Source organism: Leptospira ainlahdjerensis (assembly GCF_016919175.1).
Classification (GTDB): Bacteria; Spirochaetota; Leptospiria; order Leptospirales; family Leptospiraceae; genus Leptospira; species Leptospira ainlahdjerensis.
In genome coordinates, this window is sequence record NZ_JAFFPU010000073.1 from 26097 (window position 1) to 45753 (window position 19657).

Consider the following 19657-nt stretch of genomic DNA (forward strand, 5'->3'; position numbering starts at 1 on the left):
GACTTTACGAAAACCACTTCACCGCAGGAGTTGGAAAGATCAAGGTCAAATCTCTCCTACATGCTTAGAAAAACATTCTCCTTTCGTGGACTCGATCTTTCCTATATCGATTCGGACCCGAATTCAAAAACAAAAAAAACGATTCTTCTTTGTCACGCAAACGGATATAGCGCGCTCACGTATAAATTCTACATCGAAGAACTTTCAAAAACGCATCGTGTTCTCGCACTCGATTTTGCGGGTCATGGAGAATCCCAGTCGACGTTAGAATTTAAGAATTGGTATTTTTTTAGAGATCAAATTTTAGCTCTAATAGAATTTGAAAACCTCTCCGACCTAATCGGCGTCGGGCATTCTCTTGGGGGAGCGAGTCTTCTTCTTGCTTCATACGTCGTTCCGGAAAAATTCAAGAAGGTGATCGCAAACGATCCGGTCGTATTAGATTTTTTGAAAGTTACCTACGCTTGGATCTTTCACAACCCGCTCGCGATGGTTGCCATCAAAAGAAGAAGGGAATTTAAAGATCTCGAAACGGTTCGTAAAATTTACAAAAGAACTCCGTCTTTTTCGAGATGGGACAATACGATCTACGAAGACTATCTCCAAAGTTGTTTTAGAATCGGTTCCAAGGGAGAGGCGATACTACGTTGTGTTCCGGAGTTGGAGGCAAAGATCTTCGATTCAGTCAGCTATTTGAGTTTGCTTCAATATGGAAGAATCAAAACCGAAACTCATCTTACGATTCCGGATCCTCAGGAAGTCTGTTCGCCGGAAGGAGCGAGAAGAATCATCAAAGGTAATAAAAAGTCCACTTTAGAGATCTGGCCGGGTGCTACTCATTTTTTTCCTTTCGAAGAAAAGGAAAAAACCCTACGACGAATCGTAGGGTTGATTTGACAAAGAATCGATGTTTGTTCGGCATTATTTTTTAAACGCGCCGGTCGAATTCTTAGATTACCGTTAATTCCCGCCGAAATGAATCGTGTAATGGAACGAAGTGTTGACTATTTTTCCTCCAATCGTTCCTGTTACAACAACATTGTTTTCTAATACTCCTTTGTATTTTCCCGGCAGATATTCAACTTGTTCGAATGTACAGTCTTTCCCGGTAAACGTTAGATCGAACTCCGGAAACCTTTCATTATCGACCGTATAATTCGAGGATCTGATCTTATCAGTTCCATTCGTGACGAATATCGTCTTAGTGCCGGAAACCGTTCTCGTAGTAGTCACATTTACCGATCGGATCAAAGTGCCATTATAAGTGACCGCCACCGGTATCGCGATGCCGTTCGCATCCACCGATACTCCGGCGGTGTTTTGTTTACAATTATCATAAGTCCAAATGAGATCCGTAAAATTCAGAGAGGATCCGTTAGACGTCACCGTACCATCGATAGATTGAGTTCCGGATAATTGACACGGTGATACCGTTGCGGAAGTGAATGGATGAGGGGAGTAACTTACGTCATCGCTAACTCGCGCCGAAGAAGATGTTGCGTTCGCCGGTGCGGGATACAATGCCGAATACAATAGTTTCGTCTGATCTTGAACTTTTTGTTCACCACCCGTCTGGACCAAAACAGCAAGTGCAGCGATATCCTTATTGTCGTCTCCCCTCCCTTGTCCACAAGACACGATTCCTAAAATCGACAATCCGACTAAAACCGATTTGAGTTGATTCATCTATATTCTCCATTTTGTTTCTGAGAACTCTTACTGAAAATAGAATGAACCTCGCCATTTTTTTCCGGAATGAAAAAAAATACATTTCAAACAATTACAAAAATACCACCCGCTCTTCATTGACATACCCTTACCCACAAGTTAAGAGTAGATACAACAAGAATCGTCCCGAGACAAAGGTTTTGTAGGAAGTCCTTCATGAGAATTTTCTCTTGCAAAATTAAGTTTTTGTGATATAGCGAAATCTCCGGAATTTTTCCCTCCACCGCTCCCTACCACCCGAGATTTGGGCGGGGCGCGCCGCTTTCACAGAAGAGTTGTCGGAATTCCGGCAAATTATCGTCCGATCCAGAAAACTTCGGGGTAACGTTATGCTTCATTTAAGGCTGATCACAAAGCCTAAAAAAAAATGATTTGAACATGGGTAAACTTCGTAATAAAACGCGGGAGTTCCCGCAGGTCACTCCTCTAATCGGCTTACGGACATTCCGACCGCATGATTGTTGGTACCATGCTTATGGGAGTTTTGCTTCTTGAGTTTTTGAGACAAGTTCTTATAAAAATTCCAAGAATCGAACAAAGTAGAGAGAATCCTAAAAGGGAATTTAAAATTTAAAACGATGGGTCCGAATTCGGGGGCTTTGGTTCAAAACACGCCTTCAGCAAATATACCGACGCAAAGAAGAACCTTAGCGAAAGATAAAAATTAAGAATAAAGCGGAAAGGCTTTAGCGGAGAAAATAGACTCCCGCAAAAAACAAAACGACGATCACAATATAAATTCGAAGGGGATTCAAAATTGAACGTTTCATAATCACCGATCCTACCAATTGACTACGGAATCGTTTTTCGATCTACGCCACTTTTTTTTTAAGAAACACAAATAGTCGAAAACCTATTCTCACAACCACGTCGACAAACGAACATTTTTAAATCCCGCCATCGAGCTTCGAATGACTCCAATAGACACGTTCACCTCGATCAGAGAGAAGAGTGGTTCCATAGAATTCATCTGAGGATTAAAGCCGGATTACTCCACCACATAACCTCGCACGGTGAATAAAGATTCTCCACACTTCAAGAAGGAAGTAGGACAAAGAAACCGTTTTGCACCAATCGTGTCAGTGACGTTCTCTTAAAAAATTTAAACCGAACTAAAAATCAAAAAAATGGCAAGGATACTCGCAAGATCCGTAAGAATGATCGGAAAAACGTTTCTTCAATGGGTGTTATGACTAGGAAATTTGAGCGCATTCGATTACGATACGGCCTGGGAAAAGATTATATTCTGCCCTCCTTTTTATTTCAAACAGATTTAAGAATCATGAATGTCCCGGGCTTCGATTCGGCAAAATGCGGACGATCCCTTTCCTTCTACTTCCAAAAACATACTTGGGAGTCGGATTCTAAATTACCTCTCGAATAGAAATCAACTCCAATCCTTCAAAATCGGTAAGTTCAATGCGCAAGATATTAAAACATTATTTTTTTGGAATATTTCAATCGGACCCTAGGGAAATTTCATCTCTCAACGGAATTCGAAGCCTCGGATTTTTCTTATTAGTCATGGGGCATCTTTACATAGGTTACGAAACATTCATACAAGATCATAACTTTCTAATGAAAAATCTTTTCTATTCTTCGAGTCAGTGTATGGACATATTTTTTATGCTCAGCGGATTCTTAATTTCCGGTCCTTTGTTTAGGGAAATTGAAAAAAAGAATACGATTCATTTCGGAAAATTTTTTATTAAACGAACGTTGCGTATTTTCCCTCCCTACTTCGCCTTTCTACTATTTCAGACATTCATCATAGCGCCTCTTTTTATCAAAATGCGGCCAGACTATACCGATTACATCACAAATCTTCAGTCGAAGGTAGTTTACGATTTTTTATATCTTTCGAATTATATCACAGGCACGATGCCGCATGGCTGGTCCCTGTCTTTAGAGGAACAATTCTATCTCCTATTTCCGATGTTTCTTCTCTTAGTTTTTAGGAAAATTTCTCAAAAATATAAAATCTATGTTTTATTGTCTTTTATAGTCGCCCCTATCGTTTATAGAGCAATCATATTCTATACCGTGATCGAACCTGCGGCGCCTGAATTAACTCGAAAACTGTATCTTACTCAGATCTATTATCCGTTACAAGGAAGACTCGACTGTCTTTTTACCGGGATTTTGTTCGCGTACGTTTATAATCGTTATCCGAAAAGAATTGAGGAATTTTTAAAGGATCGTAAGAAAGTCTTAATCGCTTCTGTCCTTGCCTGGTCCTCTATCTTAGCCTATTCTCTTTTGGTCTGTGAATTTGATAAACATCCGATTTCCATGGTATTTAGATTTACGATCAATTCATTTGCTTGGGCAATCATTGCCTTGTTATCTATGAGAACGGGCGCCTGGAGCAATCGCATCTTCTCTTGGAAAATATTCTCGCCCGTTGCTAAATTGACGTATTGCACTTATCTCATTCACTTTTTCTTTCAGGGAATTTTGTCTCCGGCTTTTATCAACCCTAAGGGAGCGAAATACAGCGACTTATTGATCTATACGATTCCAATTGGAATCGTATTATTGTTTCTCGGCTATATATTTCATCTACTCACGGAAAGACCGTTTATGATTCTGAAAGAAAAATTTTTCGGAAAAGTTGTAGAGATGCAGCCTACGATTAAAACAAGTTAGAGGTTTGTCCTAAAATCTACCTCATGAATAACCTGCATCGAATGATGGTGAACGCAATTTTAAAGAATCCTTTTCAATTTTATTAAATGCTCCGGCATATCCTATCCTTGAATCTTCTATGTAACGTTAATTTTGAACCGAACATCGGAAGTATATATCGCCCTTGAACTCTCGTGCGAGATCTGCGTAGGACTACGGCCGACGTTAGGCGATCTTCGGAGCGATAAAGATATCCTAGAGCTTCCTTGTTTTCGAGAAGTAATAGATCTACTCTTTTCAAAATGCCTATGGTATAGCAATGAAGATCTAATTTCGTTTTTCAACTTCACACAGCAAGCGCATGCCTTCATTGGTAAATAAGATTTGAGGCAACCCAAAATTCATTTTTATACCGGCTTCTGAAAAGAATCGAAAAAAACGTTTTCTCAAAAAAACCTCTCTTTTGAATGATTAGATATATTAGAAATATTTAAAAGACTTGAATAAGATTCCACGATCAAAGTCGTCTCTCTGAAACGTAGTTTCCGGACGTGCAAGAGTTCCGTCCGGGACGTAACTCCTAGAGACCGTAAAAGGAACTGCAACGCCGAAACTCAGCGACTTTAAATGGATCATCAGACCGGGCGATAAAACGGTCGAATAAAGATCCTCCCTTTGTGGATCGTACAGAACCTTGCGCGTCGCTTCGAAGATATATTCGAAAGACTTATAAGTATAAGAAAACCAGAAATCGAAATACCATGCTTTTTCAAACTGTTCCCCTTGTCTTTCTCGTAGATAAGGAGTCGTCTGAGAATTCCAGCGAGTAATTCCGAACAAAGCCCAAGGTCCGTTACGATAAAACAATCCACCGCTAAATTCAATATTTCCAAATTTTTCGGAGCCGATCCCCAATCTTTCCTTTCCGGTTGCGAAGTAATAACTGGATCCGCCCACCGCGGCAAGGCCGGCATCGCCTAGCGGAAGAAAGAATTTAATACCCGCTTGTTGCTGATTCCAATGTTCGCTCTTTCTTTCGCCAGATTCCCTGAGTCTCTGATAAGGAAGAATCGCAAACAAGGAAACGTAAATCCCGATTTTTTTTTCAGCATGAAGAGCTCCGGTGATTGTTTCTTTTTTCGCGTCCAGAGATTCCTGTCTCTGAATAGAAAGAGAAACGGCAAGACGATCTTTTGGCTCCGGAGAATTCAGATAGAGATTCTCACCAAGTAGGTCGAAAACGCAAAGAAAGAGGATCAGGAAGAATATTATACATTTTGAATTCACTGGAGTAAAACCCCTTTGAGTCGAAACGTCTCCTTCACCAAATAGGAAAGCCTTTCGTAACCCCGATACGTTAGGTGTCCTCCGTCAACGAGCATATCGGGAGTAATCTCCGATGAGGGATCCAACACGAACTCATCCGTAATTTCGACTTTCATCCTATCGTTCAATTGACGGACTGCGGCGATAGGCCAAGGAGATTCCACATTCCAAAACGATAAAACCACTATAGAATCGCATTTAAGCTTCAAGGCTTCGATTGCTTGCTTTTGTCTCTGTATAGTATTTCCCAACAAAGAATCGTTTGCCGGACCCAAGTTGCCCAAAAAGTCGTTGGCCCCCCCGTTATAGGTACACGCCCTATAACGACCTTGTAGATTTTTCGCGGCTTCCAGAATAGCGGCTGTCGAACGATTTGGAAAAGCAGTCTTTGAAGCGGCGAAGGGTTCCAATAACTCAGCAGGCCAAAACGCGGAAATGCTGTCTCCGACCAACATCAAAGAGGGCTTTTCTAAGATTAAACTTAAATATAAATTTGTATCCGAGGGCTTACGCCCCGCATCACATCCGATCAAAAAAAGGTGAAGAAGGGAAATAATAGGAAGAAAAACTCTATTCATAATAAAAATCGCACCACTCCTCTTTCATTCTTGAAGTGCAATTTTTATTACGAGATACGTTATACGTCCTCGCCACTTTTACCGAAAATTCGCTTTATCGGAAACCGGAGAAGGTAAGAATTCTTACCAAGAGCGGAGATCGGCTATAGAAATTGAATTGAAACACAAACAAAGGACGACAATAGTACATTCACTATTTTGAATATTGCAATGGAAAGTAAAAAATAAGAATCGAATCGGCATATAAGGAATCGATCTTTGGGAGCGACGTAACGTACCAAAGCCGAAAAGAAAAATAAATGCGGAATGGATTTAAGAAACCGTCTTCGTAAGAATTCTCTATCGATCCGTTTATACGAAATCATTCCACGACTTACGCCACTTTTATTAAAATACCCAAGTAAACGAAAGTGAAGATGTGTTCCCGGAATCCGAAGTATACAAACGAACACTTTTTAAATCCCCGCTATAGAGCTCCGAACTACTCAAATAGATATTCACTGCGATCAGAGAAAGAAGTGCGATTCCATAGAATTCGCGCTGATGGAAAAACTCGGATTTCTCCATCACATAACCTCGCTGGGTGACAAAATAGTCGCTACTCTTGAAAAAGAAAAAAAGAATAACGAAACCGTTTTGAGATCCTATGCTTGCATAATAAGGAATAAGCGCCTCCTTTGATATATCCGAAGAATACCCAAAGAACTCCTTCGGCTTTTGAAAAAAATCAAAACCACGATACAAAACATAAAGCTCGGATAACGCAAGAACACCCCCCGTAATCCATCCGTTTCTATCTTCGGAAAACAACAAAGGGGACCAACCCGGAATAAGAGCCTGCAACGTTTTCGAAGTTCTTGACATTGGGGATCTGACTTTCTCTTTCAAAACATCGTCTTTTTTAATTTCCGGCTCCGTTTGCTGGATCGTTTGTTGTGCGGGTTCGGATACGATCGCCGGAGTGACGACCGTGGTTTGGATCATCTTGTTTTTAGGTTTCTTAGAAGAGGGATTCTCGGGAAGAATCGAACTTACTTTTGAAAATTCTATGTGCTTCGTTACTTTTCCAATGCGAAATTCAACTAAATTTCCATTCTTCATCCGGACGGAATCGGCGCGGATTCGTTCCCCGTTTTTCAAAATGAGAACGTCCGAATGAATTTCGGATAAGAAAGCAGCGTGTAAAAGCGACAGAAAAAGAAACGCAGTCAAAAAATTTCGGATTTTGATAAAAATAAAAAAAACAGTGGCGAACATCGATTCTCCAAGCGTAATTAAATCTGGAAGCGTTTCTCATCGAATGAGTGAAAGTTTAGACAACATAGAATACCTTTATAAGAGTTACTACAATAAACTCAAGTTTTTCTTTCTTAAGTCTGGTATAACAACAGAGACTGCGGAAGAACTTTGCCAAGAAACTTTTATAAAGGTCTATAACAATCGAGAAAAGTTTGATCCAAATAAAGGCTCCGAAAACACATGGGTTTACGCGATCGCCAGGAACGAATTGACCGATTTTTTTAGAAGAAACAATAAAGAGAAGAATATCGTAGAGTATTCTTCTTGGGAAAATTTGGTTTCTTCTTTTGATTCGTCTGCATACAAAAAAGAGGAGGAGAGAATTCTAATGGAGAAGCTGACAAAATCGATTCACTTGCTGAAAGAACCAGAGAAATCGATTGTTGTTCTTCATTGTATTCACGGAAAAACGATCGCGGAAACGTCGCTTCAAACCGGAATCGCGCAAAGAACCGTGAGCAGACGATTGGTATCCGCGTTAACTCTCCTAAAAGAAGAATTAAAATCGTTGGGAATAGATAAAACTTGGTTGGAAGGAGTGCAGGGGTGAAAGAAGATCCGGAACAAAATCTCGCCCGCGCCCTCGACCCAAAAACTTCGAAGGAAGAATTCGCGGAGCTCATGAAAGATCCCTCTTTACAGAGGAAATATTTTGAAATGGTTCGAATAAAAACGCAGCTGGGTTCTCTCAATCCCGAGGATTTTCCGATTTCTCCTAAACCCACGCTCATTCCTTGGAAAAGAACGGGAGCATTGTTGACCGCGGCTGCGTCCGTATTCGTTGTTTTTGGAATATTCTTTTTTTATAAAATACCAAACAATTCGCATAAAATCGCGGGAACTCTAAAGACATCTCGTGGAACGTGCGAACAAAACGAGTCTTCCGATCAACGGATCGGATATCGGACCGTGGAAAATTCTTATTGTGATCTGGTTTTGGAAGGGATGGGAACTTTTTCGATTCGTATCTTCCCAAACACTCGTATGAATATGGAAACAAGTTCCGATTATCTGAGAATCAACGTCCAAGAAGGCTCTGCCTTATTATCTTCCATACAGAGAAAAGAGGGAATCACCGTGCAGGCGAACAGCCCCCATATACGCTCCACCCTGCTCGGAACTTCTCTGTTCATTTCGGCCAATGCGGATAAGGAAAGGATTTTTCTGATCGAAGGTTTGATTCAAGTTCAAGCGTTAGACGTCACCGAAGACTCGGAATCTACTTTGGTAAAAAGCGGTTCCATGGCCGAAGCTGCAAACTGGGAAGAATCATCCAAACCGAATGAAATTCAAATTCAGATAAGTCCGATTTCCGGCAAGGAAGAATCGATTCTTCAGTCACAGCTCGATTCCATGAAACGAATTCGAAAAAGCGAAAGTCCAATAGAATACGAATCGGGCGATATCAAAACGATCGAGAACCTTCACGAAGGTGAAAAATGGTCAAGTCGGCCATACGTTCAAATCATAAAAAAGAACGGTACCGTCCACGAAGGTTATCTGATTGAAATCGGAGACTTCTATTCAATCCAATCGATAGATTCCGGTCTGGTTCGAATGCCCAAGGCTTCCATTTCGGAAATCACCACGCTCAGAAAATAGGCAGTTCCTTTTTTTAAAGAGCAGAGACATGGATTGGCAATGAAGTTGAGTCCGGTTTTTTTCAAACGGTGCAAACCTAGGCTTTAATGCCATTTTCGATACCTATCTTTCGAATTTTTATTTCCCGATTCCAGGAATTCTTAGATTGAGTTTGGTAGACTAAAATATGCTACCTTTCGTTCGGCGGTATCTGAGACATTTTTTTTGCAAAGGCCGCGTGTTCAACGAGATTGATCGGTCTGAATTTAATTTTCGCGCTCGCCGGATATTTTCCGAGATAATTATCCCCTCTCCAGTTATATTTCGGACGAATCGGACGCGGAACGAAATTCCCTCCGCAATTTGGGCAGACATCGGAAAGAAATTTCTCGTAACAAGAAATACAAAAAGTGCATTCGAAAGAACAGATCACTGCGTCTATGGATTCAGGTGGAAGGGGCTTTTCGCAATTTTCGCAATTCGGTCTCAATTCTAACATACGCTCACGCTAAATTTTTGAAGATGAGCATAAAGATTTTTTTTCCGAGGGGAATGAAGAACGAATATTCTCGCGCAAACGTTAAACGAATCTGCATTTCGCATTAATTTTCTTCGATTCCGGAGGAAATTTCCTTATCCACGATAACCAGCGATTCGGCAATCTTACTCATCGCTTTGTAAAATTCTTTCGTAACCTGGATCCCTTCTATATCGGTTCTCATTGCATCGACCGTATCTCCGATAAAAGAAAGAAGCGCATAAGGATCTCTTTTGTTTTCAATCAAACTTTGGATAAGCTCGATATTTTCTTCGTACATGATTTCTTCCTTTTTGATTTTGCCGATTCCATATCGATCGGCTTGGAAAGTCTTCTCAAAGTTAAGAAATGAAATGTTTTTTTGAATTTTTGGTTTTCTTTCTAAGTGCGCTATCAATACTGGTTTATCATTAGCATTTATTCGAAAAATGTCAAAACATCGTCTTAAAATCGGAATTCTCCTGCTTCTGCTCCTCGGTTGGGCAGGAAGGGAAATCCATACCCACTCGGAAAAAGAATTTCGTCTCCCGGTTTTACATTCCGAATATACTTCTCAAGTTGAGGTAAAACATTCTCCCTCTTGTCCCGTTTGTCAGTTTCAAAGAAATCTTTCCTCTTTGTGGAACCCCAATTTTCTAATCCCTCAATCCTCCCTAATTCTTACAAAAGAAAATTCCTACTTTTCCAACACTCGAATTCCTTCTCTCACGATTATTCAAATCCAACGCGGTCGCGCGCCTCCTTTTTCAATTTAATTCGATTTATTTTTATTGAATTAATTTTAGGACTTTTGTCCGGGAGCTATCGCTTGAGAAAGCCATTTTATTATAATATTAGATTATTCTTATTTTTTATTCTTATTTCCCCGTTTTCTGTTTACGCTTTGGACGTCGCCTTGTCCGGCACCGTAAAGGATAAGGACGGAAATCCGATTCCTTATGCTAGGATTTTAATTCAAGAATCCAGAAAGAGCACCGTCACCAATGAAAAAGGTGAATTTGTTTTGGATCACGTCACTCCGGGTAAATATACTTTTTCCGCAAGTTCGGGCGGTTTTCAGTCCGAGACAATCTCGGTTTCCATAGGAGAAAAGGATGAAAAGATTCAGTTTACTCTGATCAAAAGTTCTTTGGACGATTTTTCGATCAACGTTACCGCAAAATCCACGATCTCCGACTTTTTAACCTCCCCACAACCGATCACGGTGTTAACCGGAAGACAACTGGACAGACAAAGGGGCGAGAATGCGATGTCCGCGATCAACAACACCCCGGGAGTTTCCAATCTGACAACGGGAGCCGGAACCTCAAAACCCGTCATCCGAGGTTTGACCGGTCAAAGAGTACTTGTGATGACCGACGGCATCCGACAGGAAGAACAACAATTCGGAGACGATCACACAGTAGAATTAGATGCTTTTAATATTCAAAAAATTGAAATCATTCGAGGACCAGGAAGTCTCCTATACGGTTCGGAAGCGCTCGGCGGGGTTGTGAACGTAATCAGAGACAAAGCCCCCCTTTCTGGCGAAGGCGTTCCGAAGATGGCGGGGCTTTTTAATTCCAACAGTTATTCCAACAATAAACAGGATGCGGCCAACTTTGCCGTCTTCGGTAATATCGACGGTTTCGGTTATCGTGCCAGCGCCAACACCCGTAAAGCCGGAAGGATCACGACTCCTAACGGAACAGTTCCGAACACGGGGATGATCGAAAAGAATAAAAGTGCATCCATTGGATTGGACGGAAAGTGGGGAAACTTTTATATCGATTCCTTTCAGAGAGAACAGACTCAGGATCTTTTCGACAATCCGAATGAAAACCCCGGAGCCACGGTCTTTCAAAAACTAAAACACGAAAAATCACATTTTCATTCTTTTCTTATTTTGCCCGCCGGAAATTTGGAACTCGACGTCTCCTACCAAAGAAATAATCGAAGAGAAATCGAATCTAAGAATAAAATTCTACCGATCAAGGATACGCTATTGGACGAAACGATAGACAACTTCGAAAAATCGTTTCAATACTATCAAGTCACTGCTCGAGAAAAACATCAAGGATTGAACCTCTATCTCGATACTGCGACTGCCGATGCGAAATTCCATCACAAACCAATATTAGGAATTATTAAAGGAACCGCGGGAGTTTCCGGATTACAGCAAACCAACAAAACCATCGGCTCCGAACCTTTGATCCCGTCCTACGGAATCGTAAACATAGCGGGTTTCTTTTTGGAAGAATTGAAGCTGGGCTCCGTCACTCTCAGCGCAGGCGTGAGAGGAGACAAGAGGGCCGCAGATATCAGAAACAATACGACGTTGGGCGTTAACGAACAAACCAAAAATTATTATGCGACAACGGGTTCGACCGGAATCGTCTGGAGAATCAATAAGTCCTTTTCTTCAGTTCTCAATTACGGAAGAGGTTTTAGAGCGCCGACCCCGTTCGAACTTTTTTCAAACGGTGTTCACGAAGGAACCGGAAGATTCGAAATCGGAAGAGACACACTCAAACCGGAATATTCGAATAACATGGATTTCGCTCTGAGATACGCCTCTTCGCGGATTCAGGCGGAAATCAGCGTTTTTCAAAATCACATTCAGAATTTCATATATGCAGCGAGCATCGCAGAGATCGACGCTGAATCAGGACTACCTAAATACAATTACAAACAGGGAGACGCCGTTCTAAAAGGCGGCGAATTCTCCATCCAAGCAGAATTGACGAAAAATTTGGTCCTTTCGGGAGGTATCGATATCGTTCATGCGAGAAATCAGAACGACACGAACCCTCTTCCAAAAACGACTCCCAATCGAGCGAGAGCGGGACTTCGATGGACCGAAGATTCCTTGTTGGGAATGAAAAACTTCTACTTTACGGTGAACGGAAGATTCTACGATTCCCAATACCGCGTCGACCCGAAGGAAACTCCGAGTAAGGGTTACAATCTTACGGATATCGGATTAGGTTTTGAATTACCGTATTTTGGAGACGGAAATTCGAAACCCACTCTGGACTTGAGCGTTCAAAACGTATTCAATGTTTCTTATGTAGATCATTTGAGCCGTTACAAAGAATATGCTCTCAACCCGGGAGTGAATGCGATTCTAAAGGTTTCTTTCCCTTTTACAATGATTCAATAGGAACAAAGTCATGAAAAAATACATTCTAATTTTCTTAATCATTCCGATCCTTTTTTGCAAAAAAGACAAGGACGAATACGACAAAGACCAGTCGATTCGTCTACTCGCAAGCGCTTTTAACGAAACAAAAGCGGACTGTGTTTATTGCACCGATACTCAAGCCTTTCAAGGAAATTGCACCTGCTTTACTCAGATTCCCGTTTGGAGTTGTCAGGGTTATTCATCCGGACGTCAAAAATCGAATTCGGTCAAAATATCATGCGAAGATTTGACATCAAAGGGACTTTGGACCGATAACGAAGCTTCCGCAGAAGAATCCGAAAGTTCGGAAACACCAAAACCGACTCCTGCCAAATCCTGTTCTTACTTAACCTGCCCGCCGGAAGCTTACAGAGCGGCCTTTACTCCCGACGCACTTTAGAGAAATTTATTTTAGGGGATTTCAATGAGGTCCCCATTGTAGAATCGATTTTGGGGACCGAGGGAAAGTCGCGAATTTGGCGAATTGTGGATTCGGTCTTCGTTTCGCTTTCACGAATTTAGCGGTTCAAACCGAATCTTTTTCCAACTTAATTTTTTGCAAAAATACTCGGCTCCAATACGGATGCGGATGTTCGATTCTTTTTCTACGTTCTTCTCGATCGGAATTAAAAACCGAGTTCTTCTAGGAAATCGGAAAACCTGTTTACAAATCCAAGCGGATTGAAGAAATGAAAACCGAATTTGAAACGGAGTGACCAAACGTTATGCCTTATGTAAACTTACAAGTCGCAGGCCCGCTGACTCGAAAACAAAAAGAGGAAATCGTAAAGGAATTTACGGAAACCCTCGAACGAGTTGCGGGAAAACCTCCGGAAGTAACCTACATCGTAATCGAAGAAGTGTCCAAAGAAAATTGGGCCAAAGGCGGGAAACTCCTCGAATGAGAGTTCCATTTGTTTTCTTTTTTTGTCGAAAAGTATAATTTTCGGAATTTAATTTTTGAGTTTTTTACAAAGAACTCGATTTTTCAACAATAAGGAGCGCGCGGGTGCGCCGCCACATCAAGATCTATGTCCACAATCCTATTCTCCGTTTCCAAACTTGCAACGCTCTTCTTATTTCCTCTTCCTTTAGTTCTCTTAGTTTTATTGTTTGCCGGATTCAAACTCAAAAGATGGAAAGAAAAACTTTCTGTTTTGATTCCCGTCCTTTTTCTCTGGATTCTTTCCACGAGCACCGTCTCACAAAAACTCATTCAGTCTTTGGAAATTTATTATCCACCGGTTTCAATCACCGAGGTTCCCAAAGCGGACGTTATACTTGTGTTAGGCGGAATGGTCTCCACGCTGAGTCGCCACGATGAACCCGTGGAGCTCAATAACACCGCGGAAAGACTTACGGAAACGATTCGACTCTATCAGGCAAAAAAAGCGCCTCGAATTCTTTTTTCGGGAGGATCCGGAAATCTATTCTACCAAGAAGTTCCGGAATCCGAACCCGCGGGACGATTCCTAAGACAACTCGGAATCCCGGAATCTTCTTTGATCTTAGAATCCAAAAGCAGAAACACCGCTGAGAACGTCGCCTTTACGACCGAGTTACTCAAAGAGCGCGGTTGGAAGTCGATTATTCTTGTAACGTCCTCCTTCCACATGAAACGATCGGTGGAAAACTTTCAAAACAAGGGAATTACGATCATTCCCTTCCCCACGGATTTCCGAGCGCAAAAATCGGTCCTCACCTTGGACAACTTCTTTCCATCCACATTCTGTCTCGAAAACTCAACGATCTCGATCAAAGAATGGATCGGAATTCTCGTTCAAAAGATCAAGAACTCCTGAAAGATACGGATTGGAGTAAAATCGGGATATTTCCACTTTTCTCCTTCCGTTATCTCTGTTTTCATGGTCTAAAACAAAAACTAGATCGGAACATTTAACGATGAATATCAAATTTACGGTCCTCGCAGGGATCATTCTTCTTTCCCTCGGCTCCATCGCTTACTTCTCGTCCAAGGAAACATCTTATACGCTTCTGGACGCTTCCGAACTGGCGGCCTCTCCCGCTCGTTACCAAGACGATCTCCTACGAGTGAGAGGTTTTGTGAAGTTGGGAACCGTCGTTCGCGAAGGTAAGACCGCAAAATTTATCTTAGAATTTAACGATAAAGAAATCCCGGTTTTTTTCACCGGCGAAACTCTTCTTCCAGACGCATTTAAAGAAGGAACAAGAGCAAGAGTCGACGGTTATATGAAGGACGGAGTTCTTGTTTCCGATCACGTGGAAGCAAAGTGTGCTTCCAAATACGAAGCCGACTATTCGGAAGAAAATAAATAAATTTCTATCGCCTAAAAACGAAAGGACAATGGACTCTTTGATATGAATGATTTCGGCGCTCTCTGCATAATCGCCTCTTTCGCAATTCTTCTTTTTTCCATATTACAAACTTCTTATGGAATTTGGAAGCAGGATCGCCAAGCGATCGAACTCGGAAGGTACACTCTGATGGCTAACTCGGCCATAATTCTTCTCGCCTTTATAGTTCTTTTAGTTCAACTTTTTAGAACCGATCTTTCCAACTATTACGTTGTGATGCATTCCAACGAACACCTTCCTTTGTTTTATAGACTCACGGGAATTTGGTCGGGTTCTTCCGGTTCTCTTCTTTTTTGGAATCTTTTACTTTCCATATTTACGTTTATCGTTCTATGGCAAACAAGAGAATTGATAAACGACAGAATTCCGGTGATGAACCTAACGTTAACCGTCATCTCTGCATTCTTCTCTTATCTCGCTGTTTTTTATTCCGACGCGCAACCCTTTCGCGAATTCCAACCGGCTGCCGTCGCCGGAAGAGGGCTTAATCCTCTTTTGCAACACTGGGCGATGGTAATCCACCCGCCGATTCTTTATATAGGTTACGTGAGTTTTGCGATTCCGTTTTGTATCGCGACTTCGGCTTTGATCACGGGGCATCTTTCCGAAAACTGGTTTCGTTTTGTGAGAAGATGGACGATCTTCTCTTGGTTTTTTCTTGGAACCGGAATTCTTCTCGGATCAAAATGGGCGTATGAAGAATTGGGTTGGGGCGGTTATTGGGCCTGGGATCCTGTCGAAAACGCGTCTTTGATGCCTTGGCTTCTTTCCACCGCGTTTCTTCATTCCATGATCATTCAGGAAAGAAGAGGAATGTTAAAGTTTTGGAATATGCTTTTGATCATCCTCGCTTTCCACTTCTGTTTATTGGGAACCTGGATCACAAGAAGCGGCGTATTAGAAGGCCCTCATAGTTTTTCCAAATCCACAATCGGAACTCCGTTTATCATTTTTATCGGCGTAAGTTTTGCGTTCTTTATCGGATTTTTAATCCACCGAAGAGACGCGTTAAAACCGGAAAGAAATCTGGAAGCGATGACTTCCAAAGAAGGAAGTTTTCTTTTTAACAACTTTCTTCTCGTAATCGCGACTCTTGCAATTCTTCTCGGAGTTTTTTCTCCACTTCTTTATGGAAGAGAATTCAAAGCTCCTTGGTTTAACTCATGGGGGGTTCCATCCGGAATTCTTCTCATCCTCCTCATGGGATCGGCGCCGCTTCTTGCTTGGAGAAAGGGCGCGGATAAGATCTTTTTTTCCACACTCTTCAAACCGTTGTTAGTCGGAATCTTCGGTGCGGGAGCTTACATCCTTTTTTATACTCAGAATTTTACGATCAGCGATTACAGTTTAGGAGACGTACTCGGAGAAATCTATTCCGTCGTCGCGGTAGGCCTCGGAATTTTCACGATCGCCGGAATCGCGCAAGAATATCACAGAGGAATCGTCGCGAGAAAAGCGACGTATCCTTCGGAGAATTATTTCTTTTCCGGATTTAGAATGCTCTTAAAAAACAAAAGAAGATACGGAGGTTATCTCGTCCATTTGGCGATGGTGATCCTTTTTATCGGATTTGCGGGAAACGCGTTTAAACAAAACACTTCGATCAAATTTTTCTACTTTTTAAACGCTCCTGAAAAGAACGAAATCGTGTATTCCAGCCAAGACACGGGAGTTCTCGGAAACTATCAGATTTCAGCGAGCACTCTCAAGATCAAACCTCTCGTAAACGGAGACGCGAAGAACGGTTTAAACATTCAGAATGTGATCGTTTCTCACGAGGCGACCTTTCAAGTCAAACGCCATCTGAAAGATTTTTCGACGATGGTGACCGAAAGAAGATTTTATCCGCAGATTTCGCATCTCAGTGGAGATTTCGAAACTCATATCCCTACGAGCGAACCGGCGATCGCGTCCACTCCGAAAGAGGATTTATACGTTCAGTTAGGCGCGATCGAACACGCGGATCTTTCGGATGAAAATCCGGATCTTCCTCTTTTGTTTATGAATTATCTTTTTACGAACGAAAATCAACCGGTTCGAAAACTAGAGAATTTCAATCGTTTCCCGAGACAGATCGTCGCCAACTTGGAAGTCTGGGTCAATCCACTCGTAAAATTTATCTGGGCGGGCTCCCTACTCTTTTTCTTCTCGGGGCTCCTGATCCTTCTTCCTATTGGAGAATCCAGAAATTGAAAACAACACTTTATAAAATTCTAATTTTCATATCGATCGTTGTTTCGATTTCTTTTTATAATCCGATCTTTGGTGATTCCACTTTTACCAATCTGAGCGAGCCCGAACAGATTCGAACCTTTCACGAAGTGACGTCAAGGATCCGGTGTATTTGTATTCCCTCGATCACGATCAAGAGTTGTTCGTTTAACAATTGCACCGTCTCCGCAAAGCTGAAAATTTTTATAGAAAATCGGATCGCAAAAGGCGAAAGCGCAGACGTAATCGTGAACAAGATGGTTCACGGATTCGGTGAAGAGGCCTTACAAGATCCGGTCATTCAAAAATTTGTGGAGGCAGGAAACACAGGAATGGCCAACTCGGTCGTCTTCGGTTTTGGCGAGAACATACTCGCGACTCCGGATTCCACCTGGATCAATTTGAGTCTGGGCATTGCAGGAGTTCTTGGGATTCTTTTTATATTCTTTTTTATAAAACGTAAGAATCCGAACTCTTCCAAAAAAGTCTCCGTCGATTCTTCGAAACAAGAATCGGAGGCTTTCAATCGATATCTTTCAGAAATACAGGAAAAACAGAAATAATGGATCTTCTACTCATTCCATTTTACATCCTCTTGGTAGGAATCGTAGTCCTTCCGTTCCTTTATGTTCGTTTTTCCCTCGATCTCAAATCGACGGATGGAGAATCCGAAAAGCTGGAACTAATCAATCGAAGAGAAGTGATCTTAGAAAATCTAAGAGACATCAAGATAGAATTCGATACCGGAAAACTTACGGATGGAGAATTTCAGTCCATCTCCAACGGAATCGTTAAGGATTTGGAAGAATTCGACGAGAAAATCAGAACCATCGCGCAGAACATCCCGCAACAAGCGCAGACGGCTCCGAATCCGAATGAAATTCTTACTAAATACTGTCACGAATGCGGGTTTAAGATAGAGATCTATGGAGCTAAATTTTGTCCGTCCTGCGGAACCAAACTGATCGTTTAAGAGATTTAGAGCGGATAACAATTTCCGTTTTTATAATATTCTTATGTGCAATTTCGACCGTCGATTGTAAAGGCAAAGATCTCAAACTACAAGGCGACCTCGTCAGATTAAACGACCTTCCTTTTTACGGAGCCGGGTTTTACGTTTCGGCTTCTAAGGTGGACAAAGAGGATTTGGAAGATGTTAGAAAAAATCTAAAAAACGAACTCGCTTCAAGAGCGCCGAAAGACAGACTGGAACGATGGAAAGAAATTTCGGAGCTAAACGGCTCCGAGGGAATATACATTCTTTTTCAGATCGTTCCGGAAACGAGGGTTTTACCCGAGTTTTTGAATTTTCAGTTTTTGTTAAACGACCAACCCGCTGAAAAAATCTGGCCTTATTATTTACAAACTCTCACTGCAAAGGTACGAAATACTCGATTTTCCGCTCTCCCCGCGTACGGCACCGTGGGATATCCCTACTACACGGTCCCACCGGGCGTTTATCCTTCCGGAGCGATTTTGTACGATTCCGACGTAACAACGGATGTGGAACATATTTATCGTTTTTTGGTTCGTTTTCCTAAAAACGCGTTCAATTCTGACTCCAAGAGTAAGAACTTTTTCCAGGTAACGACTCCCGCTAAGTCCATTCTTAAATTTGAATATTAGAATTTTTAGTTATTTCAAGTCATTCACTTTGGATCCAAGGATTTGTAAAACACGGATTCGGAAATCGGCCACTTCCTTTTTTCATCGATTTTTTTCTATAGGAAAGTCAATTCGTCTGGATCGTCCCAAGATGAGAAAGACGATGGCTACGAAATTCTTCCAGGATTCGATGGTAGTTGACCAAGACGAGTGATAAGACCTTTTGAAAGTTTTAGTCCCTTTCCACTTTTGCAATTGAGAGAATATCGAAAGTTTGAAGGAGAATTTTTGCATACCGAACCGAAGAGCGAACAATCCGTTTGAATCGATCACGATTTTGTAAAGTAAAAAAGATCGAGAAACCTTTGTCGGAACTCCGACAAACTCGGGAATTATTTCTTGCTTTCTTTTCGTTTGCCCGCTATTGCGAAATTGTGGGAAATTTCCTATTGCCCCGCCTCCACCATCCGAGTTCAGCATAAACTTACCCACATGTTGAGAGGAGAAACAACGAGAATCATCCCGAGACAATGGTTTTGTAGGAATTCCCACATGAGAATTTTTTCTTGCGAAATTAGAATTTTGTGATAGAGGAAAGTTTCCGGAATTTTTCCGCCACCCGCCCCTCCACCCAAGATCAGGGTGGGGCCCGCGACTTTCACG

Annotated in this window: 21 protein-coding genes; 14 read left to right on the forward strand and 7 right to left on the reverse strand. The window is 41.7% G+C overall.

All coding sequences use genetic code 11. From position 1 onward, the window contains the following. Window positions 1–60 precede the first annotated feature (60 nt). A complete protein-coding gene (locus tag JWG45_RS17885) occupies window positions 61–897 on the forward strand; it encodes an alpha/beta fold hydrolase (protein ID WP_205280986.1) in 837 nt (278 codons plus the stop codon). 63 nt (window positions 898–960) lie between these two features. Here the strand turns inward: JWG45_RS17885 and JWG45_RS17890 are convergent, their stop codons facing one another. Beyond that, the gene (locus JWG45_RS17890; RefSeq protein WP_205280987.1) at window positions 961–1686 is read right to left on the reverse strand and encodes a hypothetical protein; all 726 of its coding nucleotides are present in this window, start codon (window positions 1684–1686) and stop codon (window positions 961–963) included. Window positions 1687–3147: 1461 nt separating this feature from the next. On the opposite strand from JWG45_RS17890, the gene JWG45_RS17895 reads away from it, so the two are divergent. Continuing rightward, entirely contained in the window at window positions 3148–4377 is a 1230-nt protein-coding gene (locus JWG45_RS17895; protein ID WP_205280988.1) for an acyltransferase family protein, read from the forward strand. Between the two features lie 459 nt (window positions 4378–4836). Here the strand turns inward: JWG45_RS17895 and JWG45_RS17900 are convergent, their stop codons facing one another. The 3 genes from JWG45_RS17900 to JWG45_RS17910 form a co-directional block, all read right to left on the reverse strand. Further along, window positions 4837–5643 (reverse strand): hypothetical protein, encoded by an 807-nt coding sequence (locus tag JWG45_RS17900; RefSeq protein ID WP_205280989.1) that lies wholly within the window; start codon window positions 5641–5643, stop codon window positions 4837–4839. Then, entirely contained in the window at window positions 5640–6260 is a 621-nt protein-coding gene (locus JWG45_RS17905) for an SGNH/GDSL hydrolase family protein (protein ID WP_205280990.1), read from the reverse strand. The genes JWG45_RS17900 and JWG45_RS17905 overlap by 4 nt, the downstream gene beginning before the upstream one ends. Window positions 6261–6647: 387 nt before the next feature. Beyond that, a complete protein-coding gene (locus JWG45_RS17910; RefSeq protein ID WP_205280991.1) occupies window positions 6648–7517 on the reverse strand; it encodes a hypothetical protein in 870 nt (289 codons plus the stop codon). Window positions 7518–7560: 43 nt separating this feature from the next. Here JWG45_RS17910 and JWG45_RS17915 point away from each other — a divergent pair, with 43 nt between their 5' ends. Together JWG45_RS17915 and rsx are read left to right on the forward strand one after the other, a co-directional pair. Next, a complete protein-coding gene (locus tag JWG45_RS17915) occupies window positions 7561–8109 on the forward strand; it encodes an RNA polymerase sigma factor (protein ID WP_205280992.1) in 549 nt (182 codons plus the stop codon). Then, entirely contained in the window at window positions 8106–9161 is a 1056-nt protein-coding gene (gene rsx, locus JWG45_RS17920; RefSeq protein ID WP_205280993.1) for an LIMLP_03685 family anti-sigma factor, read from the forward strand. Before JWG45_RS17915 ends, rsx begins: the two co-directional genes overlap by 4 nt. A gap of 169 nt (window positions 9162–9330) precedes the next feature. On the opposite strand, the gene JWG45_RS17925 is transcribed toward rsx, so the two are convergent. Both JWG45_RS17925 and JWG45_RS17930 read right to left on the reverse strand, forming a co-directional pair. Then, window positions 9331–9639, reverse strand: coding sequence for a DUF1272 domain-containing protein (locus JWG45_RS17925; protein ID WP_205280994.1), 309 nt, complete (start codon window positions 9637–9639; stop codon window positions 9331–9333). A 103-nt stretch (window positions 9640–9742) separates the two neighbouring features. Further along, window positions 9743–9958, reverse strand: a complete 216-nt coding sequence (locus JWG45_RS17930) for a hypothetical protein (RefSeq protein ID WP_205280995.1) — start codon at window positions 9956–9958, stop codon at window positions 9743–9745. A 148-nt stretch (window positions 9959–10106) separates the two neighbouring features. Between JWG45_RS17930 and JWG45_RS17935 the strand changes: the two genes are divergently transcribed. The 10 genes from JWG45_RS17935 (at window position 10107) to JWG45_RS17980 (ending at window position 19015) form a co-directional block, all read left to right on the forward strand. Continuing rightward, window positions 10107–10433 carry an LIC10965 family protein gene (locus JWG45_RS17935; RefSeq protein ID WP_205280996.1) on the forward strand — a complete coding sequence of 109 codons (327 nt, stop codon included), beginning with the start codon at window positions 10107–10109 and terminating at the stop codon, window positions 10431–10433. 53 nt (window positions 10434–10486) lie between these two features. Next, on the forward strand, window positions 10487–12820 hold the full coding sequence (locus JWG45_RS17940) for a TonB-dependent receptor (protein WP_205280997.1): 2334 nt from the start codon (window positions 10487–10489) through the stop codon (window positions 12818–12820). A gap of 10 nt (window positions 12821–12830) precedes the next feature. Then, entirely contained in the window at window positions 12831–13241 is a 411-nt protein-coding gene (locus JWG45_RS17945) for a hypothetical protein (protein ID WP_205280998.1), read from the forward strand. A 325-nt stretch (window positions 13242–13566) separates the two neighbouring features. Next, window positions 13567–13746 (forward strand): tautomerase family protein, encoded by a 180-nt coding sequence (locus JWG45_RS17950; protein WP_205280999.1) that lies wholly within the window; start codon window positions 13567–13569, stop codon window positions 13744–13746. Window positions 13747–13872: 126 nt separating this feature from the next. Beyond that, complete coding sequence (locus tag JWG45_RS17955; RefSeq protein WP_205281000.1) at window positions 13873–14643, forward strand: YdcF family protein; 771 nt, start codon at window positions 13873–13875, stop codon at window positions 14641–14643. A 100-nt stretch (window positions 14644–14743) separates the two neighbouring features. Beyond that, window positions 14744–15139, forward strand: a complete 396-nt coding sequence (locus JWG45_RS17960; RefSeq protein ID WP_069606428.1) for a cytochrome c maturation protein CcmE domain-containing protein — start codon at window positions 14744–14746, stop codon at window positions 15137–15139. A 42-nt stretch (window positions 15140–15181) separates the two neighbouring features. Continuing rightward, a complete protein-coding gene (locus JWG45_RS17965) occupies window positions 15182–17371 on the forward strand; it encodes a heme lyase CcmF/NrfE family subunit (protein WP_205281001.1) in 2190 nt (729 codons plus the stop codon). Then, window positions 17368–17952, forward strand: a complete 585-nt coding sequence (locus JWG45_RS17970) for a cytochrome c-type biogenesis protein (RefSeq protein WP_205281002.1) — start codon at window positions 17368–17370, stop codon at window positions 17950–17952. The genes JWG45_RS17965 and JWG45_RS17970 overlap by 4 nt, the downstream gene beginning before the upstream one ends. Beyond that, window positions 17952–18362 carry a zinc ribbon domain-containing protein gene (locus tag JWG45_RS17975; protein ID WP_205281003.1) on the forward strand — a complete coding sequence of 137 codons (411 nt, stop codon included), beginning with the start codon at window positions 17952–17954 and terminating at the stop codon, window positions 18360–18362. Before JWG45_RS17970 ends, JWG45_RS17975 begins: the two co-directional genes overlap by 1 nt. A 14-nt stretch (window positions 18363–18376) precedes the next feature. After that, window positions 18377–19015 carry a hypothetical protein gene (locus JWG45_RS17980; RefSeq protein ID WP_205281025.1) on the forward strand — a complete coding sequence of 213 codons (639 nt, stop codon included), beginning with the start codon at window positions 18377–18379 and terminating at the stop codon, window positions 19013–19015. Between the two features lie 452 nt (window positions 19016–19467). Here the strand turns inward: JWG45_RS17980 and JWG45_RS17985 are convergent, their stop codons facing one another. After that, a complete protein-coding gene (locus tag JWG45_RS17985; RefSeq protein WP_205281004.1) occupies window positions 19468–19656 on the reverse strand; it encodes a hypothetical protein in 189 nt (62 codons plus the stop codon). Window position 19657: the final 1 nt, after the last annotated feature.